The organism is Alphaproteobacteria bacterium (genome assembly GCA_030680745.1).
Lineage (GTDB): Bacteria > Pseudomonadota > Alphaproteobacteria > JAUXUR01 > JAUXUR01 > JAUXUR01.
The window spans coordinates 1-15,231 of the sequence record JAUXUR010000062.1; the positions used below are offsets into that span (position 1 = coordinate 1).

14 protein-coding genes are annotated in these 15,231 nt (G+C 35.6%); 4 read left to right on the forward strand and 10 right to left on the reverse strand.

Annotation, left to right across the window (positions count from 1 at the left end):
* Positions 1–208 precede the first annotated feature (208 nt).
* Genes Q8L85_07115 through Q8L85_07125 form a run of 3 tightly spaced genes read right to left on the reverse strand, consistent with a single transcriptional unit; the run spans position 209 to position 2,157 of the window.
* A complete protein-coding gene (locus Q8L85_07115) occupies positions 209–820 on the reverse strand; it encodes an ATP-binding cassette domain-containing protein (GenBank protein MDP1724457.1) in 612 nt (203 codons plus the stop codon).
* Positions 813–1,442 carry an amino acid ABC transporter permease gene (locus Q8L85_07120; GenBank protein MDP1724458.1) on the reverse strand — a complete coding sequence of 210 codons (630 nt, stop codon included), beginning with the start codon at positions 1,440–1,442 and terminating at the stop codon, positions 813–815. The genes Q8L85_07115 and Q8L85_07120 overlap by 8 nt, the downstream gene beginning before the upstream one ends.
* Positions 1,432–2,157, reverse strand: coding sequence for an ABC transporter substrate-binding protein (locus Q8L85_07125; protein MDP1724459.1), 726 nt, complete (start codon positions 2,155–2,157; stop codon positions 1,432–1,434). The genes Q8L85_07120 and Q8L85_07125 overlap by 11 nt, the downstream gene beginning before the upstream one ends.
* A gap of 116 nt (positions 2,158–2,273) precedes the next feature.
* Here Q8L85_07125 and Q8L85_07130 point away from each other — a divergent pair, with 116 nt between their 5' ends.
* Positions 2,274–2,714 carry an ArgR family transcriptional regulator gene (locus tag Q8L85_07130; protein ID MDP1724460.1) on the forward strand — a complete coding sequence of 147 codons (441 nt, stop codon included), beginning with the start codon at positions 2,274–2,276 and terminating at the stop codon, positions 2,712–2,714.
* A gap of 120 nt (positions 2,715–2,834) precedes the next feature.
* On the opposite strand, the gene Q8L85_07135 is transcribed toward Q8L85_07130, so the two are convergent.
* Together Q8L85_07135 and Q8L85_07140 are read right to left on the reverse strand one after the other, a co-directional pair.
* Entirely contained in the window at positions 2,835–3,449 is a 615-nt protein-coding gene (locus Q8L85_07135; GenBank protein ID MDP1724461.1) for an invasion associated locus B family protein, read from the reverse strand.
* Positions 3,450–3,462: 13 nt separating this feature from the next.
* Positions 3,463–5,418: an acetoacetate--CoA ligase gene (locus Q8L85_07140; protein MDP1724462.1), complete on the reverse strand. Its 1,956-nt coding sequence runs from the start codon at positions 5,416–5,418 to the stop codon at positions 3,463–3,465.
* A gap of 387 nt (positions 5,419–5,805) precedes the next feature.
* On the opposite strand from Q8L85_07140, the gene pip reads away from it, so the two are divergent.
* The gene (pip, locus tag Q8L85_07145; GenBank protein MDP1724463.1) at positions 5,806–6,747 is read left to right on the forward strand and encodes a prolyl aminopeptidase; all 942 of its coding nucleotides are present in this window, start codon (positions 5,806–5,808) and stop codon (positions 6,745–6,747) included.
* On the opposite strand, the gene rodA is transcribed toward pip, so the two are convergent.
* The 5 genes from rodA to Q8L85_07170 form a co-directional block, all read right to left on the reverse strand.
* Positions 6,744–7,859 (reverse strand): rod shape-determining protein RodA, encoded by a 1,116-nt coding sequence (rodA, locus tag Q8L85_07150; GenBank protein ID MDP1724464.1) that lies wholly within the window; start codon positions 7,857–7,859, stop codon positions 6,744–6,746. The genes pip and rodA overlap by 4 nt on opposite strands.
* Positions 7,852–9,690, reverse strand: a complete 1,839-nt coding sequence (gene mrdA, locus Q8L85_07155; GenBank protein ID MDP1724465.1) for a penicillin-binding protein 2 — start codon at positions 9,688–9,690, stop codon at positions 7,852–7,854. The genes rodA and mrdA overlap by 8 nt, the downstream gene beginning before the upstream one ends.
* Positions 9,691–9,699: 9 nt before the next feature.
* Complete coding sequence (locus Q8L85_07160; protein MDP1724466.1) at positions 9,700–10,185, reverse strand: hypothetical protein; 486 nt, start codon at positions 10,183–10,185, stop codon at positions 9,700–9,702.
* Positions 10,186–10,221: 36 nt separating this feature from the next.
* Complete coding sequence (locus tag Q8L85_07165) at positions 10,222–10,554, reverse strand: tRNA-binding protein (GenBank protein MDP1724467.1); 333 nt, start codon at positions 10,552–10,554, stop codon at positions 10,222–10,224.
* 155 nt (positions 10,555–10,709) lie between these two features.
* Positions 10,710–11,516, reverse strand: coding sequence for a methylenetetrahydrofolate reductase (locus Q8L85_07170; GenBank protein MDP1724468.1), 807 nt, complete (start codon positions 11,514–11,516; stop codon positions 10,710–10,712).
* A gap of 239 nt (positions 11,517–11,755) precedes the next feature.
* Between Q8L85_07170 and Q8L85_07175 the strand changes: the two genes are divergently transcribed.
* Together Q8L85_07175 and lon are read left to right on the forward strand one after the other, a co-directional pair.
* Positions 11,756–12,622, forward strand: a complete 867-nt coding sequence (locus Q8L85_07175; GenBank protein ID MDP1724469.1) for a VacJ family lipoprotein — start codon at positions 11,756–11,758, stop codon at positions 12,620–12,622.
* Positions 12,623–12,807: 185 nt separating this feature from the next.
* Positions 12,808–15,228 (forward strand): endopeptidase La, encoded by a 2,421-nt coding sequence (gene lon / locus Q8L85_07180; protein MDP1724470.1) that lies wholly within the window; start codon positions 12,808–12,810, stop codon positions 15,226–15,228.
* The last annotated feature ends 3 nt before the right edge of the window (positions 15,229–15,231 follow it).

Genomic DNA, 15,231 nt, shown 5'->3' on the forward strand with positions numbered 1-15,231 from the left:
GTCCCGCGGCTTGTCCCTGAGAGATCCACACGAATTTAAACACAGCGAAATCCTAGGATTTAGTCGTTGCGATGAGTCGAAGACGAAGAAGCAATCCAGAAAATAGCCTTTTAAAAGCTATAAATGTTGATTTTAGAACTGGATTGCCGCGCAGCTTCGCTACTCGCAACGACAGGTTTCTATTCTTTTCAATATGTTTCCCTTACCTCTAATTCTGTTCAAGCAATGCACCTTGCTTCAACCCATATATCGTCGTTGTAATCATTTTTAAAAACAACTCGTCATGCGACACAACCAAAAGCGTCAAACCCATCGCGTTTAATTTTTTGATCAATTGAACAACCTCGCCAATTGATTGCGCGTCCAAGGCTGATGTTGGCTCGTCGAGCAATAATAAATCAGCTTTCGATGCCATTGCCCGCAAAATCGCCACACGTTGTTTCTGCCCGCCTGACAAAGTATGCGGCATAACTTTTGCTTTATCCTCAAGACCAAGCTCTCTAAGTAAGCTAAGCGCTTCAATTTCCGCTTGTTTCTTCGGTATTTTCAAGACATGCCTCATGCCATAGGTAATATTATCAAGCACATTCATATGCGGAAATAATTGGAAATCTTGTAATATCAAACACACTTTTTCCTGGCACAGAATCGAACCTTTATCATAAGATTCAAAACCCTGGATACATCTTAAAAGTGTTGATTTACCACATCCTGATGGCCCCATAAGCCCTACAATGGACCCTTTTTCGATCGTGAGACTGATATTATCTAAGATCGTTTGGTCATTAAAATGCTTGGATACATTTTGAAGCTTAAGCATAATGCCACCTTTTTTGAATATAATTAAATATAAACGTTAAAATTTGAACCAATAAATAATAAGACAGACCTGCAATACATAAGGGTTTAAAATAATTAAATTGTTCAGCTGCTAAATATTGCGCGCGACGCATAATATCGACTTCACCAATTACCGAAATAAGCGCTGTTTCCTTCAAAAGAGTGATCACTTCATTCGCCAAAGCTGGCATCATGCGATTAAGCACTTGCGGCAAAATAATATCTTTCCACATTAAAAAAGATGAAATATGAAGGGTTTTAGCGGCTTCAAATTGTCCTTTAGGGATGCTTTTTATCCCTGCCCAAATAATTTCAGTCATATAAGCTGCAGAATTCAACCCGAGCGCTAAAATACCTGCTTCAAAAACACTTAAATTAAAACCAATAAGTTCGGGCAACACAAAATAAGCAAAACTTAATTGGAGTAAAAGCGGCGTCCCCCTAAAAACAGAAATAAAAAAATTAATCAAGTAAGGTCTTTTGCTTAAAAATTTTAAGATGCCTAATAAAATACCAAGCGAAAAACCTATTAATAAGGACACAATCGTGTATTGGAGCGTGACACCCACGCCCCCCAAAATATAAAGAATATCACTGTACATTTGTATCAATCCATTTTTTAGTCAATTCATCCATTACTTTTTTTTCTTTTAGGTTTTTAAGCGCTAAATTAATCTTTTCTTTTAAAGGCGATTGTTTACGCATTGCAATGCCACATCCATTATCAATAAACCCAATTATTTTATAACCAAGATTTGGATTAGCTTTTGTAAAGGCTTTAGCTTGAGGTTCGCTAATAATAACAGTATCAATTTTGCCTGTTTTTAAAGCTTCTACCAACATATTATTACTATCGAGCGGTACAATATTTGCAGCATCCCCATACTTTTTCTTAGCCCAAACTTCCATTGTACTGCTCAATTGAACGCCCATCGAATGATTTTCCAACGAATCTACTTGCTTATCTTTTCTAAAAATATAGGCCAGTTGATCATTGAAATAAATATCAGAAAAATCAATTTCCTTTAACCGTTCTTCGGTCGCTGTCATCCCCGCCATCACAACATCGATATGATCTTTTTGTAAAGCCGGAATCAAACTATTAAAAGACATTTCCTTGAATTCAATTTTCATATTGAGCTCTTTACCTATTTGTTCGGCAAGATCAACGTCAAAACCTACCAGCTTGCCTTTTTCCATATATTCAAAAGGTGGATAATCAGCAGACATTCCAACCCGTATTACATTTTCATCTTTATCTTTCTGGCAGGCCGAAAGCCCTAAAATAAGTCCCAAAAACATTAATTTTTTCATCATAGCCTCATCTTGCATATTTATTCAATATAGTGAATATATATTCATTGATTGCTTTTGTCAAGCAGAAAGAGTATATATTCATAAAAGTGAATATTATTCATAAAAGGGAGTTTAAAATGAGTTCTGACAATATCGATTTTCTAATTTTGCAACTTATCACCAACAATGAAATTCATGAACAAAGTCAGCTGCAAACTTTCTTAAAAGAAAAAGGGCATATTATCCCTCAAGCAACCATTTCGCGTAAACTTAAAAAACTTAATATTCAAAAAATTGGCGCAAGTTACAAAAAAATTGAAGAAACGCAGTGGCAAACACCCAAAATAATTGGTATCAAAGTTTCAAAACCAAATCTTGTAGTTCTTCACACAGACCCCGGGCAAGCTAATGCTGTTGCCATCCAAATTGATAAAAATTATACGCTTAACCCCTATATTGAAGGTTCAATGAAAAAACTTATTGGCACTATTGCAGGCGATGATACAATTCTTCTAATAATCGAAGAAGAAAAATACATTCAAGATGTTATTGATATTTTACAAGAAAAATTTGGATAAGTTATTATTCATTTAATAAATAAATGTTTTAATTCATTTCAAAAATAGATAAATTTAGTACATATCCAGTATAAGTTGCGACCTTATGGAATTTAATTGGACATATTATAAATCTATTTATTATTTATTTTTCTCTAAATATATTTTATAAGCAGCAAGAAACCCTGCTAAAGATATTTCATCTTCGGTCAATGTATCTTTTGTTGATTTACCTTTAATTTTAATCAACGACCCTTTTTTCATGGCCTCAACCATCGCCTTATCTGTTTTATCATCGGGTGCCCAAGCGCGCTCCCCTTGGGTAAAAAAGGTAAATTTTTTATTATCTTGAAAAATAAAGTCGACTTGAGCATTCGCTTTATAGGTATAACCCGCTGCAAAGCTTACGATATCTTTACCAGTTTTCAGATCACCTTGTCTTGAAATTAAAAGATAGACTTGACCTCTTTTATCATATTTACCTGTCGATTTTTTAGGGGATCCAATCATATAGGCTTGTCTTTTGCCTTTATCCACTAATTCTTGAACAATCCAATCCTTATATTGTCCAATTAATTTTACAGGCTCTTCTTTTTTATTTTCACGTTTTTTCTGAACTATATTCTTAGAAGGGGCATTTTTAGAAGAAACACTTTTAGAAACTACAGCTTTAGAAGCTAAATTTTTTGTAGTAGGCGCTGCATCAACAACAGACGAAAAACAAACAATAAAAAAAACATATGATAGAAAGCGCATTTAAAAACAAACCTTAAGATTGTAAATCAGTAATATTTTCGTACAAATCAAGTGCTTCCGGATTTGCCAAAGCTTCCTTGTTTTTAACAATTCGACCATGAACAATATCTCTCACCGCAAGCTCTACAATTTTGCCACTTTTTGTTCTTGGAATATCGGCAATTTCGATGATTTTTGAAGGCACATGACGTGGCGATGCATTCAATTTAATCATATTTTTAATAAGGTCAACCAAATTTACATCTAATTTTTTACCTTCTTTAAGTTTTACAAATAAAACAACACGTACGTCACCATGCCAATCTTGTCCAATCGCCAAACTTTCTAGCACATCGTCAATTTGTTCAACCTGTCTATAAATTTCTGCTGTCCCTATACGCACACCCCCTGGATTCAGAACAGCATCCGATCGCCCATAAAAAATCATACCTTGATGTTTGGTTAATTCAACATAATCACCATGCGCCCATAAATTAGGAAAAGATTTAAAATAAGCATTCTTAAATTTTTCACCGTCTGGATCATTCCAGAAATATAAAGGCCTTGCTGGAAATGGTTTCGTACAAACAAGCTCCCCTTTTTGTCCGACAATGGATTTACCCTCATCATCAAACACGTCTACTGCCATACCCAAACCACGGACTTGCAATTCACCACGATACACCGGCAAAATAGGACAGCCCAAGGCAAAACAAGAAACAATATCAGTGCCACCCGAAATAGAAGCCAAACAAATTTCTTCCTTGATATTAGTGTACACAAAATCATAAGATTCGGGCACCAAAGGCGATCCTGTCGACATCATCATACGCAACGACATCAAATGGTAACTATCAATGGGTTTTAAATGTATTTTTTTCAGGGCTTCAATATATTTAGCTGAACATCCAAAATGCGTCATTTTTTCGCTTTGTGCCAAATCAAATAAGATATTACCCTTAGGAAAAAAAGGTGATCCATCATATAAAAGCAAGCAAGCCTGGGACGCAAGACCTGTTACAAGCCAATTCCACATCATCCACCCACAAGTTGTAAAATAAAAAAGACGATCATCTTTTTTAACGTCACAATGTAATTGATGTTCTTTCAAATGCTGTAAAAGCGTTCCCCCTGCCCCATGCACAATACATTTTGGCACACCTGTTGTCCCAGACGAAAACATAATATAGAGCGGATGATTGAAATCAAAACGTTCGAATATAATCTCGTTTGATTCTAAAGGGGTTACAATATCTGACCAAAATTCGATTTTAGGATGATGTTGCAATTTTTCAACAATTGATGCATTCCCCATATAATTAACAATAAGAATTTTACTTAAGGAAGGTAATCGATCTAAAAGCGCTAAAATTTTATCGGAACAATCAATAAGCTTGCCATTATAAACATAAGAATCCACGGCGATAAGTATTTTTGGCTCAATTTGGCCAAAACGATCAACAATACCTTCAATGCCAAAATCTGGCGAACAAGATGACCAAACAGCGCCCATTGAACTTGCACCCAACATGGCGATAATTGTTTCAGGCATATTCGGCATAAAAGCAGCAATACGATCATTAATACCGATGTTATTATTTTCTAAATATGTTCTAAATTTTGATGTTTCGTCATATAATTCTTGATAATTAATATGTTTTTTAACACGATTTTCACCCCAAAAAACAAGTGCTTTTTGCGTGTCCCTTCGTCTTAATAAATTTTCAGCAAAATTAAGTTTTGACGCCAAAAACCAAGTCGAACCTAAAATAGTGCCATCCCCTGATAAAACAGGACCACTTTTATCACCCACAACTTTACAAAAATCCCACAAATCTGACCAAAAATCAGGACACTCAATAGACCATTTATATAATTGTGCATAATCTTCAAAATCAGTATGACGCCGTTGATTTACAAAAGACATAAAATAACGCAGATTTGACTTTTTAATTTGTTCTTGTGTTGGCTGCCAAATTGCGTTTTCCATTCTTTCATTCCTAAAGCTGAAGAACCATCAGAGAAACCTAAATAATATTAAGCACCTCAAAATGTGAGTGAATCTAAGTTTGATCATCATAATTTAACTTTTCTTATTACGCAATCACAGGATACAAGGATCTTTGAATTTTAATTTACAAATAACTGCCTGCAAATTAAAATCTGAAGTTTTTCACTTAAATAAAAAAACAGAACAATATACTTTATTTAAGTTTTTTATTTAACAATTAATCAAATTTCTAAAAAAACATCAATAATCGATAGACATTTAGATTTTTTTTTATTGTAAAAAAAAAGTCAGTTGAACTGACTTAAAAAATGTTTTATATTAAACTATAATAATGTCTTACGTTAGAAAGGCCAAGAAAGAAATACAATGATCAACGAAATTTTATACCCACCGATTGAACCATACCGTACTGGATTTCTCCCTGTAGGTGATGACCATCAACTTTTTTGGGAAGAATGCGGTAATCCTGAAGGTGTGCCAATCCTATTCCTTCATGGTGGGCCTGGATACTCCTGTACAGAAGATCATCGAAGATTTTTTGATCCAGATCATTATCGTATTATTCTTTTTGATCAGCGTGGTGCCGGTAAATCGACACCTCATGCCTCAATTAAAAACAACCAAACAAAAGATTTAATTGATGATATTGAAAAATTAAGAATTTTCTTCAAGGTTGATTCTTGGATTCTTTTTGGCGGCTCTTGGGGAAGCACGCTTGCTTTATGCTACGGTATTGATTACCCCAATCGCATCAAAGCTTTTATATTACGCGGCGTATTTTTAGGCGAGCACGATGAAACAGAATGGTTCTTTACTGGTATGGGTAAATTTAACCCAGAGGCTGGCATTGACTTCATGAGCTTTCTACCTGAAAAAGAACGTGATAATTATCTTGAAAACTTTTACAATCGCCTTAAAAATACAGATCCTAAAATTCATCTACCAGCAGCACTCGCTTGGCATAATTACGAAAATCGTTGTGTTTCACTAGTGCCTGTCAGCAAAATAGATAAAAGTTCTTCTGATTATTTAGCACCTGCTTTGATTGAGGCGCATTATTTTTATAATGACTTTTTCATTAAAGACGCGCCCATTCTTGAAAATTTAGATCAGATCAAAGATATTCCAACCATTATTGTTCATGGTCGTTACGATATTGTCTGCCCCCCCATCACGGCTTATAAATTAAAACAAAGAATGACCAATTCCAAACTAATCTTTGCTGATGATTCTGGACATTCTGCTTTTGAAGCAGGCCTTGCAAAAGAATTAGTGATTGCCACTAACGAATTTAGATCTATTCGTTAAACTTTATCATGAATACGCGCATTCATAATAAATCCCAATGAAATAAAGGTCGTTACCAAAGATGCCCCACCGTAAGATAAAAGCGGCAGGGGCTCTCCAACCACGGGCAATATCCCCATAACCATCGCCATATTAATAAAGACATAACAGAAAAAACCTGTTGTCATCCCCAAAGCAGTTAATCTTGAAAATTGCGTTGTAGCCGTTAATCCAACTTTATATCCATAAGCAATTATTAGAAAATACAAAAAAATAACACTCGCACCACCGATAAAACCAAATTCTTCTGAAAGCATAGTAAAAATAAAATCTGTTTGTTTTTCAGGCAAAAAGTTTAGGTGAGATTGCGATCCTTCTAAAAAACCCTTACCTGTCAAACCACCTGACCCTAAAGCAATTTTTGATTGTATAATGTGATATCCCGTTCCCAATGGATCGCGTTCTGGATCCAGAAATGTCAAAATACGCTCTTTTTGATAGGGTCGAAGAAAATGCCATGCAATAGGAATAGATCCTGCAATCATTACACTAGCCCCCACAAACAATCTTTTGGCAGCACCTGATAAAAAAACAAGCGCAACACCAACTGACAAGATAATAAGAGCAGTTCCAAGATCTGGCTGCCTCATGACGAGCGCAACAGGGATAAGACATAATGTAAGAGGCACAATCAATGTTGCTATATAGCGTGCTTGATGTATATGAACATTATGATAGTAACGTGCTATTGCAAGAATAACGGCAACACGCATAATTTCGGAAGGTTGAATATTAAGAACACCAATTTTAATCCAACGTTGTGCCCCCATGCCTATATAACCTTTAATTTCAACAGCTAGAAGCAAAATCAGTGCGAAAGCATATAATAAGTAGGCACATTTATACCAAAAATGAGTATCTATAAAAGTCACAATAACAAAAGCCACTAAAGCAATACTTAAATGAACAAGTTGTGTCGATGCCCATGGGTCCCACTCACCATTGGCTGCAGAATAAAGCATTAAAATACCAATAGATGCAATCGAAAGAATAACAAAAACAAAAGGAAGTGAAATTTGTTTGATCTTATACCAAAAACTATGCTCTGTTTTTGAAAAATAATGCTTAGACATTTCCTTGTCCTTGGTCTGTCTTTAATTTTGAAAGTTCTTGTGCTTTCAAAAGAATATCACGCACAACAGGTGCCGCAACAGAACCACCACCACCACCATGTTCGATAAGCGTAAAGGTTACAAATTGAGGATCATGCACGGGCGCATAACCCACAAACATTGCATGTTCTCTATCCTGCCAAGGTCTATCTTTACTTTTATGAAGCCCCTTTTTACGATCCTCGAGCGAAATACGTTTCACCTGCGTTGTCGAACTTTTACCAGCCATTTCGAAACCTTTTTGTGTAATCCTTGCTTTATAACCCGTCCCCCCTTCTATGTTTGTTACTTTATTAAGGGCATCTAAAACAATTTTGCGGGAATTTTCTGAAATATTAAGTGGTTCAAAAACTTGGTAAGCCTTTGGCTTAATGATGCCTTCTTCAACACTGTCTTGGTGAAGTTTTGGATTAATACATTTACCACTTACAATGCGTGTCATCATAAGCGCTAATTGAAGCGGTGTTGCCAATAAATAACTTTGGCCAATGCCCATCATCATTGTTTCACTTTTATGCCAAGGCTGTTTATATTTTTTTCTTTTCCATGCTGCATCTGGAACAAGCCCTGCTTTTTCACCAGGTATGTCAATGCCAGTCACATCACCGAGCCCCAATTTCTTAGCCATATCAACAATCGATTTTACGCCTATACGATCAGCAATAGTGTAAAAATAAACATCACAAGAACGTTGCAATGCATCAACCAAATTAAGAGAGCCATGTGAAGTGTAACAATGTAACTTATGATTGCCGCATTCTACATGTCCATTACACGAAATACGTTCTGTAGGAGACACTACATTTTTTTCAAGACCTGCAAGCGTTACGACTATTTTAAAAATGGAACCAGGTGCATAATTGCCTGCAATAACGCGATTAATGAGCGGCGAATACATATCAGTCGATAGATTTTTCCAATCATCTGTTCTAATACCATTTAAAAATAAATGTGAATCATAACCAGGACTTGAGGCCAGGCTCAAAATCTCGCCATTTTTTGCATTGAGGGTCACGGATGCCGCTGGCATATCGCCCAATCGTTGATACGTAAATTCTTGAAGATCATAATCTAGTGTAAGTGTCATCAATTGCCCTTTTTTAGGCAAAGATGTTTCAAGTTCACGCACGACACGACCACGCGCATTGACCTCTACTGTTTTATATCCAAATTCACCTTGTAATAAAGCATCATATTGTTTTTCAATACCTGATTTACCAATACGTTGTTCTGGTGAACAAAAATTATTTTTGTCCTGCTCTTCTTGTGACATAGGACCTATATACCCTAAAATAGAGCATAAAGCGGGACCGTTCACATATTGTCTTTTTTTATATTTATCAATTAAAACACCCGGTAAATCGGCTATTTTTGTTTCAATTTTAATAACATCTTCCCACGATAAATCTTCCACTAATAGTAAAGGGAAATTTTGCTTTAATCTAAGTTTTTTATACAATTCTTCATAAGATTTATCAATTTTAATAACTTCTTTTAAAACCTGATAAGATTCTTTAAAATAAGTCATTTGATCAGGCATAAAAAGCAATCGATAACTTTCATGGCTCATTGCCAATGGTTTACCAAAACGATCAACAATCATGCCACGCTCTGGCAATAAGGGCCTCGTTGATATTCTGTTTTCATCGGCCAATGTTTTATATTTCTTACCATCAATAATTTGTAGATAAAACAACCTACCAAGCAACATTGATAAAAGACCAATTTTCCCTGCACCTAATAACAATGATCTCCTTGTCAATAATTCTTTTTGAAGTTTATCAATAGACATTAAAAATCACTATTCTCTGAAATGTTCAGGGTTACGTTGAAAAGAACACATTAAGGAATAAGCAATCGGAAAAAATAAAACACTTGTTATATAATTTAATAAACATTCATAGAATGATAAAAATTGTTTTTGAATAATAAAATTTACACTAGATTCAAAAAAACAAAATAATATCATAAGATACATGAATTTTTGCCAAAGACTAAAAAAATCTATCAGCTTTGCTTTTGCATAAACATTTTCACACAAAATCAAAAAAGCAATCATCAAAGAAGTCTTAAAACCATAACTTTCATAAAAAAGTAGTTCTGACACAAACTGCATCACAATAATTGTTAATATAAAAAAATGATTATAAAAACAAAATATTGTTAAAAATATAAACAAAAATGCAAGGTTAGGCAAAAAAAATGATTTTGCTAACATTGGATATACAAAAAAATCGATAAGCATCATTAAAAAAAAAGAAACATATCCGATAGATTTTAAATTCATCATTCACTCAAGGCTTAATAATATGGTGTTAAAGCATTAACACATTTTCTGCCCATTTGGAACTTTTGGATCGATTGTGGCCAAAGAAATTGCGCCTTTTTGATCTTCAAACCCAAGAAGTAAAAATTCAGACTGAAAACCAGCAATATTTTTTGCACCTAAGTTTATACAACCTAAAACCTGACGACCCAATAATGTATCAGGCTCATAATTTTGCGTAATTTGTGCCGAGCTTTGTTTAGTCCCAATAACAGACCCGAAATCAACCCAAACCTTAAAAGCAGGTTTTTTTGCACGCTCAAATGGTTCGATTTTAACAATCACACCCGACCGAATATCAACTTTTGCAAATGCATCATAATCAATCATATATCTCTCCATATGTTTGAACATTAATTACTCAGATTATGTGGCAAAGTCTAGAAAAGGTGAGAACCGGCGCGGAATGTACTTAAGTACATGAGCACTGGAAGCGCAGACTTGACGACGAATTTGCCCATAAGGTGGGTAATTATCAATCATTTTTACCCTCGTATTCCTAATTCTTTACATATCTTGATTGATAAAGAAGGATCATTCAAGGTATAAAAATGCAACCCCTTAACGCCTTCTTTTAATAAAACATCACATTGTTTCAATAAAAACTCTTCAACATATTTTACAGGATTTATTGTTTGAAATTTTTCTACCAACCAAATGGGCATATCGACATTACATCTTTCCGACAATTTCTTTATTTTTTCAATATTAGTCATTGAAATAATACCTGGTATAAGCGGCACATGAATACCTGCTTTTTCGACCTGATCCCTATACTTTAAAAATGCCTCATTATCAAAAAAAAATTGCGTAATAATTGCTGTGGCACCTGCATCAATTTTTTGCTTTAAATACAATATATCTTCTTCTATCGTCGCGATCTCGGGATGTTTTTCAGGGTATCCTGCCACGATGATTTCAAAAGGTGCAATATTTTTCAGCACCTTAATAAAATCTTTAGTATATATAAAATGATCATTGCTTAACGCATGATCTTTAGGAAAATCACCTCGTAACGCAAGAATATAATGAATATCTTTTTCCCAATATTTTTTAACCAATTCAATCAATTTATCTTTAGACATCGAAACGCATGTAAGATGTGGACAGACATTTAAATTGAATTTTTGTTTCACATCAAAAATAAAAGCATCACGATATATATTTTCAATGGGTGATTGCCCTATGGAAATAAAATTCGGTTTCATAAAATCAATGTCTTCAAACATAGACATAAATTCAATATGTTGTTGATGTGAGTGCGGTGGAAACATTTCAAAAGAAAAATGCACTATTAAACAACCTTTTTTCTAACAATTTTCATTGAATATACTTTAAAACAAAACCTCTAAAATTTACAAGGCCTAGGCAATAAAAGTGCATATAAATTAGAGGTTCCGAAAAAAATATGTATTGCCTTTACCACAATGTTTTTGGCAGATAAAAACAACAAGATAAATTGATTGAACATATTAATTTTACTATGTTAAGTTCGATAAACAGAGTGTTTCGGAATTCGGGATTGGAAATCATGTCAAAAGTTCTAAGACTTATTAAAACATCCATTTTTTGCACGTCAGTAATATTATCAGCCGGTTGTACACATAAGAACACAGCGCATATCGATATGCCTATGTCTGAAAAAATAAATCCTGATCGTGATCCATTGCGTCCGTTAAACAAAGCAATCTTTGTCTTTAACGATCAATTTGATACACTTCTTGCAAGACCTGCAGCAGGACTTTACAGAGGCATTTTCCCGTACCAACTCCGCAACAGATTCAGAGATGCTTTCCAAAATTTACGCGAGCCTAACAATTTTGCAAATGCTTTATTAAAAGGCGAATTCAAAGCAGCTGGTCGTGCATTTAGCCGATTTGTACTCAACAGCACATTAGGGATCGGTGGCTTATATGATGTTTGTAGCTACTGGAATATACCTTATAAACGTCATGATTTTGGCCAAACGCTTGCCTCTTGGGGTGTTCAAAACGGCCCCTATCTTATGCTTCCATTCAGAGGCCCATCAAACTTCAGAGATGGCGTAGGTCGTGCTGTCGATTATATTATGGACCCCTTAAATCTCATCCTCATCCTTAACGGTGATTCTTACTGGACGCTCGCACGTGAAGTTCCAGAAGGTATTGACGATCGTTCACGTTATATCGAAGAACTTGATGACTTCAAAAGAGGATCTCTTGATTATTACGCAAGTGTAAGAAGCGCCTATTTCCAAAACAGAGAAGGTTGGACGCATGGCACAAGCGACAATCCACCATCAACGACTTCTTATGATTCTTTATATAGTGATGATAAAGACGAGCGTCGCAAAACAAAAACTACAAGTGAACCTGTAGAATTCAAAGGCAGCGTTCATCCACAACAGATTAAAAAATAAAATTTGTTGACTCAAAACAAGGTATCATCGACGTTTTTTGCAAAAATAACGCTGATGATGCCTTTTTCTTTAATAAAATATCCATAAGCCCTTGCTTGAAAACCCAAAATCAGTCCATAAATAAGGAGGAGCAGGATTGGATATATCCTAATCTTTATATGACACCATAAATGAAAGAGGTTCAAATGGCTAAAACATCTCTCAAAACTTCTGGCATAGCAGTTTTGCCATTAAGGGATATCGTCGTTTTCCCTCATATGATTGTACCCCTTTTTGTGGGACGCGAAAAATCAATTCGTGCACTTGAAGTTGCAATGCGCGAAGAAAAAAACATTCTTCTTCTTGCACAAAAAGATGCGACACTTGAAGAGCCCGAGGAAAAAGATCTTTATCAAATTGGAACATTAGGCGTCATTTTACAATTATTGAAATTACCTGATGGCACTGTAAAAGTGCTCGTTGAAGGTAGAGAACGCGCTAAAGTACAAAAATTTATTCCCAATAAAGACCATTTCGAAGCAGAAGTCATTTCACTTTCTGAAGAAATAGGTGATATCAACGAATTAGAAGCAACAAAACGCGTTGTTGTCGGTCAATTTGAACAATATATCAAGCTGAATCGCAAAACCCCACCAGAAATTCTGGTTGTGGTCAATCAAATCGACGATCCAAGTAAACTTGCTGATACTATTTCTTCTCATTTGGTCGTGAAGCTTTCTGAAAAACAATCACTCCTTGAAGATCTTGAAGTAAGCAAAAGACTCGAACGTGTTTATAGTCTTATGGAGAGCGAAATCGGCTTGATGCAGGTTGAAAAACGCATTCGTAACCGCGTTAAACGCCAAATGGAAAAAACCCAAAAAGAATATTATTTGAATGAGCAAATGAAAGCTATTCAAAAAGAATTGGGCGAAGGCGAAGAAGGCAAAGACGAAATTGCAGAACTTGAAGATAAAATCAAAAAAACGAAGCTCAGCAAAGAAGCCAAAGAAAAAGCAATATCAGAAGTTAAAAAACTTCGTAATATGAGCCCGATGTCAGCTGAAGCCACCGTTGTAAGGAATTACCTTGATTGGCTGTTATCTATTCCTTGGCAAGCATCGACAAAAGTTAAAAGCGATATTAAAGAAGCACAAAAAATATTGGATGAAGATCATTTTGGACTTGAAAAAGTTAAAGATCGCATCCTTGAATATCTTGCTGTACAACAACGTGTTAAAAAAATGCGTGGCTCTATTTTATGTCTCGTTGGACCGCCTGGCGTTGGTAAAACATCTTTAGGCAAATCCATTGCACGTGCCACAGGTCGTAATTTTGTGCGTATATCATTGGGTGGTGTGCGTGACGAAGCTGAAATCAGAGGCCACAGACGTACTTATATTGGGTCAATGCCTGGTAAAATTATCCAAGGGATGAAAAAGGCAAAATCATCTAATCCATTATTTTTATTAGATGAAATAGACAAGATTGGTGCCGATTGGCGCGGTGATCCAGCCTCTGCTTTGCTTGAGGTTTTAGATCCCGAACAAAACAACACATTCAACGATCATTATCTTGAACTTGATTACGATCTGTCAGATGTCATGTTTGTCACAACAGCCAATAGTTTGCGAATTCCCCCTGCCCTTTTAGATCGCATGGAAATCATTCGTATTCCTGGCTATACAGAAGACGAAAAAGTTGAAATTGCGATACAACATTTGATTCCGCGTCAAGTTGAAATGCACGGTCTTAAACCCAAAGAATGGGAAATTTCTGAAGGCGCTTTACGTGATCTTATTCGCTATTACACACGTGAAGCAGGCGTTCGTAATTTAGAACGTGAACTTGCTAATTTAACGCGAAAAGCTGTTAAAGAAATTACACTGAACGAAATCAAAAAACTTAAGATTGAACAAGATAATCTTGAAAAGTTTGCAGGCGTCCAAAAATATGATTATGGCCGCGCAGAACTTGAAGATTTAGTGGGTGTCACAACAGGCCTTGCTTGGACTGAAGTTGGCGGCGATCTTCTTTCAATTGAAGCTATTCGTGTGCCTGGTAAAGGCAAAACAACCATTACCGGTAAATTAGGTGATGTGATGCAAGAATCCGTTCAAGCAGCTATCAGCTATGTCCGTGCAAAAGCTGTTGAATTTGGTATCAAACCAACGATCTTTGAACGTAGCGATATCCATATTCACGTGCCAGAAGGCGCGACCCCTAAAGACGGTCCTTCTGCAGGTGTTGCAATGTGTACCTCCATCGTATCCATGCTTACAGGTATCCCCGTGAGCAAAGATATTGCAATGACAGGTGAAATCACTTTACGTGGACGGGTCTTACCGATCGGCGGATTAAAGGAAAAATTACTGGCAGCGCTTAGAGGCGGCATTAAAAAAGTGATTATTCCATACGAGAACGAAAAAGATCTAGCGGATATTCCAAACAATGTGAAAGATCATATGGAAATAATACCCGTTAAAACGATTAAAGAAGTGCTTGCACATGCTTTAACCGCTAAACTGGTCCCTATTGAATGGGTAGAAGCTGAAGATCCTCCAAAAGCACTTCCCATTGCAGATGCTTCAAAGGATGATCTTGAAAGAGGTTTAACGACGCATTAATCG